Below are 16,218 nucleotides of genomic sequence, written 5' to 3'. Positions count from 1 at the left end.
TTGGTAATGAGAAAATTTTTCTTTGCATATAATGTAACTGTTAAGAGATTATTTACTATAAACTATATGTAGCTTGTGGACTTGATATTTTGTCATGGATATCCAGTAATGGATTTTCTGAACAACATATCATCGAAACCTACAAAATATATTTCCCCAACCCACTTCCCCAACGAAGGGTACACTCCATACTGCTATGAATACTGCCCATCCACTTACCGAACAGGAAATTACACTTCTCTGGAAGCTATTTTCACAAACACACAGCACTATTACCCAATACCTTGATAAAGGACTTCGAGCGCACACCAAAATGAAGCTCGACGACTTCCAGGTGCTTGCAGTACTCGCAGAAGGGTACAAGAAAGACAAAGAGCCACCAGTGGTGCGCATGGGCAAGTTGTCCTCAACACTCGTCCTTTCCCCTTCTCGCCTCACCTACCAGGTTGGTCGTCTCATTGACATCGGCTGGGTTGAACGCATCAACGTCGAACAAGACCGCCGAGGAAAAGGTGTCTACCTAACACCCCAAGGATATAAACAATTCCGAGCAGCACGCACCGTGCACACTGACCTTATTCAAAACCTACTACGCAACACCGACTCAAACGAAATCGTTGCGATGTCTACTCTCATGAAGAGAATCCTCAACGACATCATCTAAGTAGTGATAATGCAAAGAAATAAAAAATGCGGTGGCCCTCCCCTTAACACGGAGGGTCACCGCATTTTTTATGACATGTGCTCGTATCTTACGAGCGACCAGAAGCACGTGCAGAACGAGACGCTTCTAACCGCTGAACATGATGCAAATAATCTCGATTAGCTAAAACAACTAAAGCCATCGCGTTAAGAGCAAGTCCAACAGCAAAAACAATCCACCCGATAATCATCATGTCAGTACTAGCTAGCACCGCACCAACAATAAGCGCACCAACCGACATAAGATACGCCGGAGAACGTAAAAACTTTGTATTCATACCGGTTCTTTACCTTCTAGTTTCGTGGTCGAGCAGAACGCGTACGAAAAATCTTCTCTTGTTCTTTTTCAGTATTTTTCTCTACCGTGGGTTGAGCCTCTGTATCAGGTTCAGGCTCAGAATTTTCTGTCTGAGTAATAGCTTTTTTCTCGTCACCACGAGAATCCGAAACAACAGAACTAATCAAGCTAGGAAGATCTTTACCTTTAGCCCCTTGGAGAGAAACCATCACGGAAAATACGTTAAGAACGAGGGCCGCCAGTAACAGTAACCATCCTAGAGCCGTTACTACTACCGAGCTTGAACCAATCATCAACGCTCCCACGAAAATGCCTGCTAATGAGGTTAGGAATGCTGGAGAAAAATCTTTTAAATTCATGGTTATTGAATCAATTCCTTGAGTAAGTCTTTGCGTCGCTCATAAAGGAGCTTTATACAGGTTCATAAGCTATCTTATGCAATAAGTCTAGTTCATATTTCTTCTCGTTCTAAGTCCTAAAGACTGATAGCATCATCAAAGTTTTCCCGATGACGGTGTTTATCAAGAAGATAATACTGATAACGCCGTCTGAGCAACTTTACTATTAGCTTCTTGCCCCTGCTGTTGCTCTGCGAAACCGGTTGTCATTACGGATAGAGCATATGTTTTCCCATGATGAAGCACATCGCCCGTAGAATTAATGAACCAAATGCCAGCATCATCAGCGATCCATCCGTTCTTGCAAAGTACGCGTTGAGCACCGGGGTTTTGAGTGAGGGCACCAACACCCCACCCCTGCGATGACGGGTCAGCTCCTTCCATAGCAGTACGAAGGACGCGCATATCAGATGAAGCCACCCAATCAAGTCCCTCATAGACCGCTCGCGCAATTTTGAGGTGGTCTCCAGCTGTTGTGAGGTTATTCCCCCAACCACCACCGTCTCGAGTCTGAGAAACACCCAGCTTTTGATAGGTGAGATTAAGTTGTTCAGAGCGTTCCTGCTCGTTTTCACCTAATCCGGCGTAGAGCAAAACTGTCGAATTATTATCGCTATAACCGATACTTGATTTCACTAAAGATACGGTATGACGCCCCAAAGATTTTCCATGCTCATACGCAATACGCATTCGAGCCAAGGCAATAGGAACCTTCACCGTGCTCGCTTCATAACCACGATATGACGGGTTATAGTAAAAAGTTTCTTGCGTATCATAACGGTGCAGAGCCAGAGAAAAATTACGAGGGGAAGAAAACTCTGGTAGCCCACGTAGAGAATCAGCTAATTGACGGTAAGCACCAGAAACTTTAAGCGGATTATTCTGTCGATCAAACAATTCCACGGCAACATGATTCTCATCTTTTTCTTGTTTAGACGAAGAACCACAAGCGTTAAGAGTTAGACCTAGACCACCTAGACTACATAATGTCAGTGCTGAACGTCGAGAAATAATAGCTCTATTCACCCTCTCATGATGTGCTGGTGCATCGTATAAGACATTATGCCCCAGTCTATGTGAGAAAAGATTAAAAATACGCTATTTTTCTCACCGTATCATCAGAAAACCATCAGGCATTAGGTGCAATATCTGTACCAACACCACGTTTTCTTGTAATTACAGGAGAAAACTCAACATGGTGTCCAGAATCTTGAACAGTTTCAGCTAAAGCGTGCGAGCTTCCACAAGCTCCAGCAGAAGAACAACCACCGCAGGCACTTGCAGAACCACTAGTTCCGCAGGGGGTCGCAGCCGGCATATTCTCTTGAGGTAGAGCATTATGAGCACGTAGATATTCTTCGTGTTCTGCCACAAGATCTCGATCTTCAGCACCAAGAACGACAAAACCCCCATCCCGAATCATTTTTAAGTCATCTAAAGCAGACTGACCCACAGAGGTCAAATAATCACCGAGGAATAAGGAATTAACGACGTGTAATGCTGTAGCTTGAAGCGAGCGCAGGTGCATCTCGCGGCCTCCAGCCATACGAAGTTCTTTTTCAGGGTTGACCATGCGAACTGTTGCAAGGATACGCAAACATCTCATGGGCGTGAGTTCCCACGTGCCAGCTAAGGGAGTTCCGTCAAAAGGCATCAGGAAGTTTACGGGGATAGAGTCCCCTTCAAGGTCTTTAAGGGCAAAAATTGCGTCGACAAGTTGTTCGTCGCTTTCTCCCATTCCCACAATGAGACCCGAACAGGCAGATAGTCCAGCCTCCTGAGCTGAGTGTACTGTGTTGACGCGGTCTTCATAGGTGTGGGTTGTACAAATATCTTTATAGTGGTCTTCACTAGTGTTGAGATTGTGGTTGTAAGCGTCAACACCAGCTTGTTGTAGACGTTCTGCTTGTCCTTCTTTGAGAATCCCAAGACAGGCGCATACTTCCACCTCGGGATGTTCCTCTTTCAGGCTTTCTACCATTCCGGCAACTCGTTCAACGTCTCGGTTGGTTGGCCCTTTACCGGAAGCAACCATGCATACACGAGATGCCCCTCCAGCAATACCGTGCCCTGCCTGTTTGACGGCTTCGTCGGGTTTAATCCAGGTGTATTTGAGAATGTCAGCTTCTGAACCTAGTCGCTGAGAGCAATAGGTGCAGTCTTCTGGGCACAGACCAGATTTGAGGTTGACGAGGTAATTGATTTTGACTGTATTAGAAAAATAGTGGCGACGTAATTGACCGGCAGCTTCTACCAGGATGAAGGTAGAAAAGTCTTCTGCGGTGAGCATGGCTAAGGCTTCTTCGCGGGTAGCAGGTTGCCCACCGTTGAGAATGCGTTGAGAAATCTCTAGAAAGTTGGTCGTCATAAACTCATCTAACTGTTTTTTTGAACGGTGTTCAATTCAAAACGCGCCCATACCCCTGAAGTTCTCCAGAAAATCTCAGGAAGAGTGCATTTAAAGATGCCTGTATCACAGGTTATTAGCCACAACCGCCTGAACCGCACCCACAGTTACCACCGCAACCGCCACTGGTACCGCCGTCCTCTCCCAAAAGAACCTCAGCGTAGGAGCGAGCGTCAGAATCTCCTTGAGACTCAAAGAACGCGATGTGTTCTTCGATGATATCTCGCCCTTGAATATTAGAGATTTCTAAACGCGCATTACGAATAGAAACGAGGTCTTCAAAAACGCTCAAGGAAGCATTTTCTTGGTCATATTCCATCGCAAGAGTATCTAGCACATGCAAACCTAAAGATTGTAAAGACTGCAGTCGCTGAACTCTCTGTTGTCTCAAGAAAAGACTATGCGAACCGATTAATAGACGAAGAGCAACAAGAACGCCAACAGCTCGCATCGGACTAAGTGTCTGAGCCGCATCGGATACCTTGTGAACTGGTAAAAAGTCGAGAACCAGCTGGCCAGATTGTCCGTGAGTAAGCGACTCTAATTCATCAGCAGCGTTCATAAGCTTCAGCGCTAATGTTTGGTCATCCTCTGCATCTGCGACGGTTACAACCACTTGCGGAATATCAGAAAGAGGTGCTGCACCGAGTAAATTAGCGATCGTTATTTCACGACCAAAAAACTCCGTACGTTGCTGTGCAGCTAATTCGACAAGAGCAAACTTTGCACCTGGGCCAGAGCTCAAAATATCAACAACATCATTAATAGTCAGAGGCTCTTTACGAGAAACACGTGCTTTGAGTTCAGAGAAGTTCAGTGTCATATTTCCATTCAACCCCATTGTTTATCTATTTTTTTGTTCTCTGAACCGTTTTACAATAATGTGGTGGCTCTATCACGTGAAAAAATTTTGGACACTGCATTCTCCGTTCTCAACCAATACGGTTTAGCGGATCTTTCTATGCGTAGATTAGCCACTGAGTTAAACGTCGCACCAGGTTCTTTGTACTATCACATTCGAAATAAACAAGAGCTTCTTGCGTCTTTGGCATCAAGAATGCTCTCTAATATCCGCTGCGTTGGAGACAGTGTAGATACTGCGCTTTCTCATAGCGCTCAAGAACTTTACACACATATTATTTCTATACCCGAAGGTGCTGAAGTCATCCGTTTAGCCTTAGCTCTCCACCCCGAAGACTTGCCTTTTCTCTGCCATCTAGCAGACCTCTTCACACAGCTCAGAGAAGACATATCAGGCATGATTGCCGCAAAATCTTTAGTACATCTTTGTCTCAGCCTCATTGAAGAAGAACAAACAACAGCTGTCCTTGAAGCACGAAAGGCGATGCTGACGCCCCCTTCTTCTTATCAAACAAGTATCCAAGCGCTCATTCATGGGTGGTTAGCAACAGAATAATCACTCCTCTGAAAAGTAGATCATCCCAAAATATATTCTTCTCCATCAAATTCAGAGCATGAGCACAACATAATCAGAGGGAATACACCGTGAGAAAATATCGTTATATTCTCGAATATGCCACCTCACCACATATGAGGTGTAGAGGTTACAACTACAGGAAAGAAGACATATCATTATGAGCAATTTTGCTCAACCACGATGGAAAGATCTTCCTCATCATCAAGAACAAGTACTGCATGTGAAAAATGCGTTCAAAGAAAAATATGGAGTCTATCCTGATGGTGTCTGGTCTGCCCCTGGACGACTTAACCTACTAGGGGAATATATTGATTTCTTGGGTGGCTCATGCTTACCGATGCCTCTTCCCTACCGCACCTATATTGCAGGAAAGCTCAGAACCGACGGTGTGCTTCGTGCAGAATCTCTACAGATGCCCGCTGACGAAAGAACTGTTGTCATTCGAGATATTCAACCAGGCAACCTCAAAGGGTGGTTCACATATGTTGCAGGTGTTGCTTGGTCCATGAATCAGGAAGGGGGCAAAGATATTATTTTACCTAAAAATTTTGGTGCAGATTTACTCATTGACTCTCATGTTCCTGTTGGCGGCGGACTCTCATCTTCTGCAGCTTTAGAATGCTCAACAATTTTAGCTCTCCTCGACCTTTCGTGCCCTCTACGTGAAGATTGTGACGAGAGCGAACCATTGCCTTCTGATCGCGGGCCAGGCAATGACGCTTTGCGTTCCCGCCTAGCTCAAGTATGCATCCGCGCAGAAAATGATGTAGCGGGAGCTCGTACGGGAGGTTTAGACCAGACAACCTCATTACGGTCGAAGCCTCATAAGGCTCTAGCTATTGATTTTCGAGATTTCTCCATTGAACCTCTAGAAGCAGATGTTGAGTCAGCAGGGTTAGGTTTCCTCGTCATCAACACCAATACTCCACACGAACTCTCCGGCGGAGAATTCGCAGTCCGTCGAGCAGCAGCAGAAGCCTGCGCGCAGGCTCTAGGTTTGGACTATCTTCGCAATGCTCTCCCTGAGGATTTGTCCTGTTCTCAATTAGATGAGCATCAGGCGAAGCTTTGGCGTTTATCTATGGTTGATACAACGACGATTCGTGCTCTTGACGCTTTTGAAGGAACTGAGCAACCGCCACAATTTCCTCGTGGTTGGGTTAGACACACTTTTCACGACATGTGCCTTGTAGAACGAGCAACATTCCTTCTTCGGAATATGTCAGATGAAACCCCTCATGCATGGAGTGAACTAGGGCATCTTTTCACAGAATCTTTTATTTCCATGAGGGATGAGCTGAGGGTTTCACGACCAGAGATTGACCTTGCAGTAAACGTCTGTCTTGAAAATGGAGCATTAGGCGCTCGCATGGTTGGAGGAGGTTTTGGTGGTGCGGTCATGGCGCTTATTGATCGACAGAAGATTCCTGATGCCGCAAGGAGTGTGGCGCAAGCTTATGCTCGCTGTGGTTACGCCTCCCCTGAGTTTTTACCGATGGTTGCAGGATTCCCCGCAGATAAAGATATCTAGAAATTATTGAGATATAGCTATCCCCTAGTAAATATGCCTCAAATGGAATATTTACTAGGGGATAGCTATATCAAGGACACCAACTACGACACATGAACAACAGGTCGTCTCATAATCTGTTTTTCAGCTCGCCGCAATACCTCATGCGTTGTTGAGGCAACTTGACCTTGTCCAAAGAAAATAAACGCCAAGTAGTTCTTCATCGGAGAACCCGCAGCCCAGTCAAGATACACATGCGGAACATTACCGGTCATATCACGGATTTCTAATGTCAAAGCAGCAATGTTATTAGGGATAGAAGCTCCAGAAGCACAGAGGATACGCTGGTCGCCTACTTCAACACCGTGCACCGTTAACTCAGATTTAAACTGGCTAGGATCCATCACTGCAATTTCCATAAAGAGCACATTCTTATCTCTACCGATATGATGCCCCCATTCTTCACGTTCTCGCTTTTCAAGATAATCAGCAAGGTTGAAGTTATCAGGACGGTGAGCAATAAGGTGTATGGGCTCATCTGTTTTTTCGAGAATAAATTCAAGAGCCTTTTTATCAAATTTAACGTGGTCAATACGAAGCTCGTATGAGCGCATCGCACGAGAAATAAGTGACACAACGACTATTGCCACAATGAAAGTGCTAGCAATACGAATACCTTCTGGGCGTTCAATAATGTTAGTAACGGTTGTGTAGACAAAGATGAGAGTGATCAACGAATAGAAAATAACGGAATAAGGTTCTCGATGACGGCGAGCGCTCAGAGTTACCGCAATAGCGGCACTTGTCATGAGCACCAAAACGCCAGTAGCATAAGCTCCACCTTGGGCGTTAACATCTGCCTTATAGATGATGGTGATGATGAATGCTGTAATCGTGAAGACAATAACTAAAGGACGTGAAGCACGCGCCCATTCTGGGGCCATACCGTATCGAGGCAAATAGCGTGGCACGAGGTTTAATAAACCACTCATTGCTGAAGCCCCTGCAAACCAGAGAATGAGGATGGTGGCAATATCGTAGATTGTTCCAAATCCTTCCCCGTACATTTCATGGGCTAAGTAGGCTAAAGCTCGACCGTTGGCGTGACCGCCTTCTTGAAATTCTGCCTGCGGAATAAGCAATGTTGTGACAAAGCTTGAGGTAATCAATAACGTGCTCATTGTTAACGCTGCAGTGGTGAGTAGCTTGCGAGTCGCAATAACACGGTGTTTAGTTTGTTCGGCAGTATTTTTTCCTTCAGCCTTAATTTGGGGCATAACGACAACCCCTGTTTCAAAACCGCTCATACCCAGCGCTATTTTAGGGAAGACAAGAGCGATAAGGGCAAAAGCTAACCATGGGTTTGAATGGTTTCTTAGTAATGCTTCCGACCAGTTATTGAGGTATTCGGGGTGTTCAAAGATACGAATCATTGAACCGGCGATAACTACCACGTTTACAGAGAGAAAGAAGATAACGAGTCCGACTGCGATGCCGATAGCTTCTTTGAAGCCGCGGAGGAATACTGCACCGAGTAGGCCGAGGAAGAAAAGGGTAATCAGGATATGTTGTCCGTTGAGAAAAGATGGGACGTAAGGATTAGCTTCGACGTGTTCAGCAGCATCGGCTGCTGATAGTGTCATCGTAATCATGAAGTCTGTAGTCGTAAATCCGAGAAGGATGAGGACAACAATTTTTGCATTCCATCGTGAAAGGAGTCTTTCTAGCATGACGATAGATCCGGCGCCATTTGAAGATTCTGCAGCTACACGGCGGTAGATAGGAAGTGCACCAAAGAGCGTGACAAAGACAAGAAGTATTGTCACGAGAGGGCTTAGTAGTCCTGCTGCAAGTGCTGCAATAGCCGGTTGGTATCCCAAGGTCGAAAAGTAGTCAACGCCGGAGAGGCACATGACTTTCCACCAAGAATGGCCTTCATGTTGTGGACGTTTTCTACCGTGTGGGCCTTGGAGGTTGCCTTTGAGTTCTTGCCCATTATCTAAGAGCCATGTACGAGATATATGGCGAACTTTTTGTGTGATAGTTGATGTCGCCTCTGGTTCAGGATCGCTATTGTGTGTTCGTTGAGCGATACTGCGCTGTTTATTTTTGAGCGTAGACCCCATCAGGGGGACCTTTCTAGGAACGCACTATTGTGCGTAATCATGAATAAGACTCTGGCGAGTATACTCCTGTTTTTCGATGCAATGTACTCAGTACCATTATTTTTTAGTTCATGCTGGTCAGAAACGTCATTTTTAGTTATTTTGATACTTGTTTTTACCTATAATGGTGGTTCTTCGGCATGCCAATGTTCTTTTGAGGTTTTGAGCTGGTGGTTCAGCTTGCGGTATCACCTAGATTTAGAGATATGCTGTTGAATCCTTAATCTGTTGATATAGAAAATTTTGATGAAAAGCTTTTATTTATGATTCTGCACCAACTATTCTAGTTATGAGCATTATTCTGATGCTTCGAGTAGATACTCCAAGAGTTCTTCTCGTCTTTGATATGAAAGGATAGTTCCGTGGGTTTCGATCTTGATGGAATGAAAGACAAAATCACCGAAGGCGTCGAAAGCGTCAAAGATGTTGTCAACGAAAAAATTGGTAAAGACGTTGTCAACGAAGATATTGTCAACCAAGCAAAAGAGAAAATCAGCGAAGGCATTGAAGCTGTAACCGAAAAATTTGGCAAGTAAGTTTTTCGCCGGACGCTCCATCTTTTCGATGGGGCGTTTGATTTTTAAGACTATTTTCACGATAGAATGCAGCAGAATTAGTCTTTTTTAGTTTCCCCGAAAAAAATTTTATTTTCTGCGTGACATTTTTGTGGGTTGTTTCGTCTTACTAGTGAGAGGTTGCAAGTTTGCTTCCTCGAAAGACCTCATATCTATGAAGGAGGCTCTTATGAGCATCGGAGATAAAATTCAGAACGGCGTTGAAGACGCTACCGGTAAGGCAAAAGAAGCTGCTGGCAAAGTAACTGACGATTCTCAGCTAGAAGCAGAGGGTAAAGTTGATCAGCTCAAGTCCACTGTTAAAGACGGTGTAGAGAAGGTCAAGGACGCTGCTGGCGACATTATTGATTCCTTCAAGAAGTAATTTATTCTTTTAGAAGCTGTGGGCGGTACCGATTTTTCGGTATCGTCCACAGTTTTTTGTGTCATCACACTTCCAGTAGCAGGGAGTTTTTCTGTGTTACCTCGTATCAGTATTTTTAGAAGAAAGAAGTTTGCCATGCCAAACCGTCAGCAATCAACGTTTGTTCAGGCCCAGCAGGCTCTTGAGCAGGGTTCTGTTGTTATTTTTTGGAGGCCGGGGTGCCCTTTTTGTGAGCGCCTTGACGCTGGTTTAGGTGACGATGGCGATAGCGCCGTATGGGTCAATATTTGGGAAGATTCTGAGGCTGAAGAATTTGTTAAATCGGTCAATCAGGGAAATGCCGTTGTTCCAACAGTTTCGACAGCTCAAGAGTCTTTTGTTGCTTCGGCATCTTGATGCTTCTGAGGTTGTACGTGCTCTCATCAAGAAGGCATCTGTTTAGGAGTCTTCATATTGTGTGATTTTTTTGTAATTCCAAAAAATCCACAGATATCAAACCCAGAGTTATCCACAACAGTGGATAACTCTGGGGAAAATAGTTACACCCCTGTAATTACGCGAAAGTAGCTTCTTGAATCCATCACGTTTTCCACAGAATAACATTCTAGGAATTACACACCTGTAGTTATTAACAATGTGGACAAAGTATGTGGATAACTACTCAGTGTGTCTCTTTCACTGGAGTAGATACCCCTTCTTCTCAAATATTTGATTGCCCCTGTTGGGATAATTTTTGCAACGCCCATGTCATTGCAGCACCTGTTAGCATTCCTCCAAGATGAGCTTCCCAAGAAATACCGGGAAAGAAAAAACTATAGGCCATGTTGATAACAATCAGGATCAGAATAGGGGAAGAATTTTCGCCTCGAAGACGAGTCAGTACCCAAGATGCACCGAAGAGACCAAAGACTCCCCCAGAAGCACCGATAGTCGTTACAGACGGATCAGAACTCAACATACTAGCCATAGACACCGCAATAGATCCGCCAATAATAGAACATAGGTAAAGAGCTATAAATTTTATTTTTCCCAAGCGAAGTTCTAGTTCGCGGCCAAAAAGCCATAGAGAAAACATATTGAGCGCCAGATGAGAGATATTCCCTTGGCTATGCAAAAAACCACTTGTGAGAAAACGCCACCATTGATGTGTTTCAAGAACATAGTTCCAGTTAAAAGCAAAAGCATTAAACACAAAATACCCGGGGATTAATAGCTGAGCGCCATAAACCAGTGTTGTTAGCACTATTAACAGGTAGGTAATCACAGGAGAATCTTGTTGTGTTAACATTCTCCTCATCTTGCGAGAAGCTGTCCCATCAGGATGACAAGAACGACATAAGATACCGACTTCTACGGGAATCTGACAATCACCACATGTAGGTTTTTGGCATTGTTTGCACCGTGCATATGCCATCTTGTCAGGGTGTTGAGAGCAGGTCGGAAATGAAGGAGTCGATGATTCTCCGTGTAGAGGTGGTTGATAGTTCATCTGGCGTACTTTTCTCTGAGTTATGCTGTGGTGATGCAATAAGAGCCCGACCGGGGTATGTACCGGACGGGCTCTTACCTAATATTAATCAGGTTTAGAGTTCTTCAATATCGATAGAAGAAATAACAACGTCTTCGACGGGACGATCCATATTTCCGGTTTTAACGCCTTCAATAGCGTCTACAACCTTCTGAGATGCTTCGTCTGCGACTTCACCAAAAATGGTGTGACGACCGTTGAGCCAAGGGGTCTCTACAGTCGTGATGAAGAACTGTGAACCATTGGTGCCGGGGCCAGCATTTGCCATAGCGAGAAGATATGGCTTATTGAAGGAAAGTTCAGGATGAATCTCATCTTTGAACTGGTAGCCAGGGCCGCCAATTCCTTGACCGAGGGGGTCTCCACCTTGAATCATGAAATCACGAATAATACGGTGGAAGATGACGTCTTTGTAGAGGGGACCTTCTTGTGGTTCACCGGTGTGAGGGTGTGTCCACTGTTGGGTGCCATCGGAAAGACCAATGAAGTTTTTGACAGTGATAGGTGCATGGTTGCCGAAGAGGTTGACGACAATATCACCGTGGTTGGTATGAATAGTTGCTTTAGCAGTTGCGTTAGTCATAGTCTCTATTTTCGCATGTTCTGTCATAGTCCGCTAGCCTCTAGGACACTTATGCACTTAGCGAAAGTCTTTGAGATATGTTGATAGAACTTTAGCGAGAAGTGAAACATGGGGGTTTTTGCGAGCTAAACCTCTGTTTTAAGAAAATAGTACGTAAGCTAGGTATTAATCATAATTTTCCGTAGGGCACTTGGTTCTATGGTGTAACGATAAAGAAAGGCAGACCTCATGGTGTGTGCACGCAAAGTATCGAAAGCTCAGAAACTTGCAGAAAAGACTTTTGCTAAGGCTCAGAAAGCAACGGGCAAAAAGGCTGAGAAGCTCACTCAGCTTGCTGAAGCTCAGGCAGCTAAGGCTAGCGAAATCGCTCAGAAGTATGCAGAAAAGACTCGTGCAAAGAGTGGCGAGGTTGCTGCTGTTGCCGCAGATAAGCTAAGTTCTTTCGATATTCCAGAACAAGCAGAAAACCTTGTTGAGAAAGCAACTGGAAATAAAAAAGCTCTCAAGAATGCTCAGAAGCAAGCTGTTAAGGCTGCGAAGGCTTATGCCAAAGAGCAGAAAAAAGCTACTAAGGGTGGAAATAAGTCTTTGGTATTCCTTGGCTTGGTAGTTGCTGGTGCAGTTGCCGGTTATGCCGCATATAAAGCATCTCAGCCAGTAGAGGATCCTTGGAAGACCCCTCAAAGCTAGTTATTGATCAATCTTGGATATAAGAATTTTTCTATAAAGTTTCTTCTCAGTACCCTTGATGAACGGGCGTAGTAACCGTTTGTCAAGGGTACTTTTATGAGGATTTTGGGAATCTGAAGAGCTGTTTAGAGGAGAATAGCGTCATTTCGACGCTGTAGAGCGGTATCGGGTTTTATGGCATTATGAGTGGCTATGGGTCGATATAAAAAATGACTCCAAACCTCTACAAGGCTTGGAGTCATTCTCAACCATAAAAATAGCTCGGCGACGACCTACTCTCCCACACCGTCCCCAGTGCAGTACCATCGGCGCAAAGAGTCTTAGCTTCCGGGTTCGGGATGGATCCGGGCGTTTCCCTCTTGCTATAATCACCGAAACGTGGAGGCGAGGGGACTCGAACCCCTAACCCCCTGCTTGCAAAGCAGGTGCGCTACCAATTGCGCCACGCCCCCGTGGTGTTACAGATAAAATCCTACAACACTTACCGAAACCTAAGCAAATCAAGAAGTTATGACTTACAGCACTTTATATCTTAAATAAAGTGAGGAGCACCCCGCTACAAGGTGCTCCTCACGTGCATTTCGCTACGGACTACTGATGCGATTGCACCTCTCTTATTTCTAAGAAAGATTAGATACGACATCCGCGCCTCAACGAATGCCGACAGTTATTGTTCCCCAGTGATTCCATCCAATCGAACACGAGAAGCGGCTAACTCAGCAATACGCTTTTCTTCTTCACTAGGGTTGGTGTATTCGACGTACCCATCAGTGTCAGTCTCTTCAACAGAGTCTTCGGCACTGAAATGATTCTCTGAAATGTGCAGACCATGAGCGCCGAGGATTCGAGCCACACGGTCAATCTCTTCAGGAGTAGGAACGTCATCGGTTACTTTTCTGATGTACTCGTTAATACGTTGGTCAGAAACATAATCTTCACCTCGAGCAGCACGAGAGAGCATTAACTTACGAATTACTTCTTCAAGTTGCGCGTCAGTCAATCGACGACGCAACACAGCCATCACTGCTGCTCGATCCTGTACCGGGACGTCTTCGGGGTAACCGACACTCAACCAGTCAATAACACGAGAGACGATATTTCTCTGAGGCATCCCGCTACTCCTTTGCTAGGGATTCAAAAGCGAGACATCCTATCCCGCCACACCAAATAGGTTAAACCCTGTGGAATGATAAATAAAATCTTTAGCAATCCATAAGATTCCCATAATAATAACAAGGACAATCACTGCAAAGATACTATAAGCGATGACTTTACGGAACGAAGATGGTGGTTCAACCTCAATCAAACGACCGTCTGCGGTATATTCAGTCGTTCCGGCAAGCATCCTCAGCCCAATGGCGTAGAAAGCTGGAATACCAGCACCAAACACTAAGCCGGTCAGAATGACGGGAACAACTCGTTGAGCAATCTCAAAAAGACTTATCATTAGGCACCCACCTTATGGGCTGTATTTTTGGAGACACCAGAGTTTAGTGTCTGAACTGATTCTTTAGACTGTTTATCGGCGCCTGATTCGCCCCATTCAGCGTTGACGTTTGAAGCGTCCACAGGAGCTTTCTTGGAATGTAGGTACATCCACGCACAGAAACCAATGAGAATAAGGAATACTGCGAGTTCACCCAAGAATCCACTGCCTGTGACAGCGTTGAGGTAGTGACCAATCATCCAAGTAATAGCACCGATACTTCCAGCCGCAGGCAAGGTAATAATCCAAGCGATAACCATACGCCCGGCAACACCCCAGCGCACTTCAGCGCCACGTCGCCCAAGACCGGTACCAAGAATAGAGCCTGTTGCTACGTGCGTTGTAGATAGCGCCATACCGAAGTGAGAAGATGTCAAAATAATTGCGGCAGATGATCCTTCAGCTGCCATACCTTGAGGTGTATCAATTTCCACGAGGCCTTTACCCAAGGTTCGAATGATGCGCCAGCCGCCCCAGTAAGTACCAAGAGCAATAGCGAGAGCACAGGTAAATTTAACCCAGAACGGAATATCTGCATCAGGCGTAATTTCTCCAGATGCAACAAGCGCTAGGAAGATAACACCCATAGTTTTTTGGGCATCGTTTGTACCGTGTGCTAGAGAAACCAAGGATGCGGTACCAACTTGTCCCCAACGGAATCCCTCATATTTCTTTTTATCAGAGACTGGTCGGGAAATTTTATAAATAAGCCAAGTTCCTACCGTTGCAACCATACCTGCTACGAATGGTGCCATCACAGCGGGAATGACGATTTTTGCGGCAACTCCGCTCCATTGAACACCAGAGAATCCGAAAGCTGCGATAGCTGATCCAATCAACCCTCCAAATAGAGCGTGAGAGGAGCTAGAAGGTAATCCTAGAAGCCATGTGAGAACATTCCATAAGATACCGCCAACGAGCCCGGTAAAGACAATCAGAAGTAGTCCTGAGTTATCACCAGCAACAGCATCAAGATTAACAATGCCTTTACCTACAGTTCGAGCAACTTCGACGGAGAGGAATGCGCCGATGAGGTTAAGGACAGCAGAAAGAGTTACAGCAGTTTTAGGTTTGAGAGCACCGGTGGCAATAGAAGTTGCCATAGCGTTTCCGGTGTCGTGAAATCCATTCGTGAAGTCAAAGGCTAAAGCCGTAAGAACCACGATAGCTAAGATAATAAGTTCAGTAGTCACTCTTTGATTATGAACATAGTTATTCGAGATAGAAAGCTAGGTGAACACGGTAAAAACACTCACCAAAAAACAACATGAACAAACATGAACAGACACTAAAACCACTTTAATCTTTACAGAGAAAATAATAGAAGGTTAAAAACCCTTAAACTCTCCCTAAATAACAGGTTTTCATTCAAGTAAACACAGGGTTGTTCCGTAACAAACATATGTTGTTTTATGTTGTATTCAAAAGCGTTCACCTAAGATATCAACGAGTTAAACCCTATCTTTAGGTAGTGTTTACCAACTGTTCACCTTAAAAACAGTAGGACACTCATCACAAATATCCTCTATTCCGAGCATAAAAAATGACTCCAAACCTCTACAAGGCTTGGAGTCATTCTCAACCATAAAAATAGCTCGGCGACGACCTACTCTCCCACACCGTCCCCAGTGCAGTACCATCGGCGCAAAGAGTCTTAGCTTCCGGGTTCGGGATGGATCCGGGCGTTTCCCTCTTGCTATAACCACCGAAACGTGGAGGCGAGGGGACTCGAACCCCTAACCCCCTGCTTGCAAAGCAGGTGCGCTACCAATTGCGCCACGCCCCCTCGGCTATAACCTCTATGAGATTTTACAAAGAATCCGTAGATTCTTTCCAAGATGCTTTGACATCCTGATTTTCCTGAACCTTCTTTGTCAAAAATATTCCAAGAACCGCAGTTGAAACAACTAGAAGTACCTTTTTCATTTTTGCCTTTCGGTAAGGAAGTGGGCGTACCAGGAATTGAACCTGGGACCTCTTCGTTATCAGCGAAGCGCTCTAACCGTCTGAGCTATACGCCCTTACCTGTCCCTTAGGACGAAATAAAACTTTACACGACCTTCACGACTTTTCC

Annotated in this window: 19 protein-coding genes, 3 tRNA genes and 2 rRNA genes; 7 read left to right on the top strand and 17 right to left on the bottom strand. The window is 45.0% G+C overall.

The annotated features are described in order from the left end of the window. The first annotated feature begins 196 nt into the window (after nucleotides 1-196). Entirely contained in the window at nucleotides 197-664 is a 468-nt protein-coding gene (locus tag ACN08X_RS07580; RefSeq protein WP_419101237.1) for a MarR family winged helix-turn-helix transcriptional regulator, read from the top strand. Nucleotides 665-752: 88 nt separating this feature from the next. Here the strand turns inward: ACN08X_RS07580 and ACN08X_RS07575 are convergent, their stop codons facing one another. From ACN08X_RS07575 to ACN08X_RS07555, 5 genes are all read right to left on the bottom strand, one after another. Further along, a complete protein-coding gene (locus ACN08X_RS07575; protein ID WP_419101238.1) occupies nucleotides 753-980 on the bottom strand; it encodes a hypothetical protein in 228 nt (75 codons plus the stop codon). 16 nt (nucleotides 981-996) lie between these two features. Continuing rightward, nucleotides 997-1,359: a hypothetical protein gene (locus tag ACN08X_RS07570; RefSeq protein ID WP_419108381.1), complete on the bottom strand. Its 363-nt coding sequence runs from the start codon at nucleotides 1,357-1,359 to the stop codon at nucleotides 997-999. A gap of 162 nt (nucleotides 1,360-1,521) precedes the next feature. After that, complete coding sequence (locus ACN08X_RS07565) at nucleotides 1,522-2,424, bottom strand: serine hydrolase (RefSeq protein ID WP_419108380.1); 903 nt, start codon at nucleotides 2,422-2,424, stop codon at nucleotides 1,522-1,524. 103 nt (nucleotides 2,425-2,527) lie between these two features. After that, a complete protein-coding gene (bioB, locus tag ACN08X_RS07560; protein WP_419108379.1) occupies nucleotides 2,528-3,766 on the bottom strand; it encodes a biotin synthase BioB in 1,239 nt (412 codons plus the stop codon). 115 nt (nucleotides 3,767-3,881) lie between these two features. Further along, nucleotides 3,882-4,628, bottom strand: a complete 747-nt coding sequence (locus ACN08X_RS07555; protein ID WP_419108378.1) for a hypothetical protein — start codon at nucleotides 4,626-4,628, stop codon at nucleotides 3,882-3,884. A gap of 63 nt (nucleotides 4,629-4,691) precedes the next feature. On the opposite strand from ACN08X_RS07555, the gene ACN08X_RS07550 reads away from it, so the two are divergent. Both ACN08X_RS07550 and ACN08X_RS07545 read left to right on the top strand, forming a co-directional pair. Beyond that, the gene (locus ACN08X_RS07550) at nucleotides 4,692-5,222 is read left to right on the top strand and encodes a TetR/AcrR family transcriptional regulator (protein ID WP_419108377.1); all 531 of its coding nucleotides are present in this window, start codon (nucleotides 4,692-4,694) and stop codon (nucleotides 5,220-5,222) included. Between the two features lie 178 nt (nucleotides 5,223-5,400). Further along, nucleotides 5,401-6,774, top strand: coding sequence for a galactokinase (locus tag ACN08X_RS07545; protein WP_419108376.1), 1,374 nt, complete (start codon nucleotides 5,401-5,403; stop codon nucleotides 6,772-6,774). Nucleotides 6,775-6,857: 83 nt separating this feature from the next. Here the strand turns inward: ACN08X_RS07545 and ACN08X_RS07540 are convergent, their stop codons facing one another. Continuing rightward, nucleotides 6,858-8,879, bottom strand: coding sequence for an amino acid transporter (locus ACN08X_RS07540; RefSeq protein WP_419108375.1), 2,022 nt, complete (start codon nucleotides 8,877-8,879; stop codon nucleotides 6,858-6,860). A gap of 401 nt (nucleotides 8,880-9,280) precedes the next feature. Between ACN08X_RS07540 and ACN08X_RS07535 the strand changes: the two genes are divergently transcribed. From ACN08X_RS07535 to ACN08X_RS07525, 3 genes are all read left to right on the top strand, one after another. Then, nucleotides 9,281-9,454, top strand: coding sequence for a ribosome recycling factor (locus ACN08X_RS07535; RefSeq protein ID WP_419101246.1), 174 nt, complete (start codon nucleotides 9,281-9,283; stop codon nucleotides 9,452-9,454). 208 nt (nucleotides 9,455-9,662) lie between these two features. Beyond that, nucleotides 9,663-9,857, top strand: coding sequence for a CsbD family protein (locus ACN08X_RS07530; protein ID WP_419101247.1), 195 nt, complete (start codon nucleotides 9,663-9,665; stop codon nucleotides 9,855-9,857). Between the two features lie 135 nt (nucleotides 9,858-9,992). Next, nucleotides 9,993-10,253: a glutaredoxin domain-containing protein gene (locus tag ACN08X_RS07525; RefSeq protein WP_419108374.1), complete on the top strand. Its 261-nt coding sequence runs from the start codon at nucleotides 9,993-9,995 to the stop codon at nucleotides 10,251-10,253. A gap of 304 nt (nucleotides 10,254-10,557) precedes the next feature. Here the strand turns inward: ACN08X_RS07525 and ACN08X_RS07520 are convergent, their stop codons facing one another. Both ACN08X_RS07520 and ACN08X_RS07515 read right to left on the bottom strand, forming a co-directional pair. Then, the gene (locus tag ACN08X_RS07520) at nucleotides 10,558-11,346 is read right to left on the bottom strand and encodes a rhomboid family intramembrane serine protease (protein WP_419108373.1); all 789 of its coding nucleotides are present in this window, start codon (nucleotides 11,344-11,346) and stop codon (nucleotides 10,558-10,560) included. Nucleotides 11,347-11,440: 94 nt separating this feature from the next. Continuing rightward, a complete protein-coding gene (locus ACN08X_RS07515; protein ID WP_419101250.1) occupies nucleotides 11,441-11,968 on the bottom strand; it encodes a peptidylprolyl isomerase in 528 nt (175 codons plus the stop codon). 228 nt (nucleotides 11,969-12,196) lie between these two features. Here ACN08X_RS07515 and ACN08X_RS07510 point away from each other — a divergent pair, with 228 nt between their 5' ends. Then, on the top strand, nucleotides 12,197-12,658 hold the full coding sequence (locus ACN08X_RS07510) for a hypothetical protein (protein WP_419101251.1): 462 nt from the start codon (nucleotides 12,197-12,199) through the stop codon (nucleotides 12,656-12,658). Between the two features lie 259 nt (nucleotides 12,659-12,917). On the opposite strand, the gene rrf (ACN08X_RS07505) is transcribed toward ACN08X_RS07510, so the two are convergent. The 9 genes from rrf (ACN08X_RS07505) to ACN08X_RS07465 all read right to left on the bottom strand — a co-directional run bounded on the left by rrf (ACN08X_RS07505) (nucleotide 12,918) and on the right by ACN08X_RS07465 (nucleotide 16,165). Beyond that, a 5S ribosomal RNA gene (gene rrf / locus ACN08X_RS07505) occupies nucleotides 12,918-13,034 on the bottom strand. A 3-nt stretch (nucleotides 13,035-13,037) separates the two neighbouring features. Further along, nucleotides 13,038-13,110 (bottom strand) — tRNA-Ala (locus ACN08X_RS07500). 215 nt (nucleotides 13,111-13,325) lie between these two features. After that, nucleotides 13,326-13,769 (bottom strand): DUF3349 domain-containing protein, encoded by a 444-nt coding sequence (locus tag ACN08X_RS07495; protein ID WP_419101252.1) that lies wholly within the window; start codon nucleotides 13,767-13,769, stop codon nucleotides 13,326-13,328. A gap of 39 nt (nucleotides 13,770-13,808) precedes the next feature. Further along, nucleotides 13,809-14,105, bottom strand: a complete 297-nt coding sequence (locus tag ACN08X_RS07490) for a hypothetical protein (RefSeq protein ID WP_419101253.1) — start codon at nucleotides 14,103-14,105, stop codon at nucleotides 13,809-13,811. Further along, nucleotides 14,105-15,337 (bottom strand): inorganic phosphate transporter, encoded by a 1,233-nt coding sequence (locus ACN08X_RS07485; protein WP_419101254.1) that lies wholly within the window; start codon nucleotides 15,335-15,337, stop codon nucleotides 14,105-14,107. Before ACN08X_RS07485 ends, ACN08X_RS07490 begins: the two co-directional genes overlap by 1 nt. Before the next feature lie 400 nt (nucleotides 15,338-15,737). Beyond that, a 5S ribosomal RNA gene (gene rrf / locus ACN08X_RS07480) occupies nucleotides 15,738-15,854 on the bottom strand. A 3-nt stretch (nucleotides 15,855-15,857) separates the two neighbouring features. After that, nucleotides 15,858-15,930 (bottom strand) — tRNA-Ala (locus ACN08X_RS07475). 23 nt (nucleotides 15,931-15,953) lie between these two features. Continuing rightward, nucleotides 15,954-16,070 carry a DLW-39 family protein gene (locus tag ACN08X_RS07470; RefSeq protein WP_419101255.1) on the bottom strand — a complete coding sequence of 39 codons (117 nt, stop codon included), beginning with the start codon at nucleotides 16,068-16,070 and terminating at the stop codon, nucleotides 15,954-15,956. A gap of 21 nt (nucleotides 16,071-16,091) precedes the next feature. Then, nucleotides 16,092-16,165, bottom strand: a tRNA-Ile gene (locus ACN08X_RS07465). Nucleotides 16,166-16,218 lie beyond the last annotated feature (53 nt).

The sequence above is a fragment of the Rothia sp. P6271 genome, from assembly GCF_048512995.1.
Lineage (GTDB): Bacteria > Actinomycetota > Actinomycetes > Actinomycetales > Micrococcaceae > Rothia.
The sequence above is the reverse complement of the archived record's forward strand: the minus strand, read 5'-3'. Positions and strand labels throughout refer to the sequence as shown.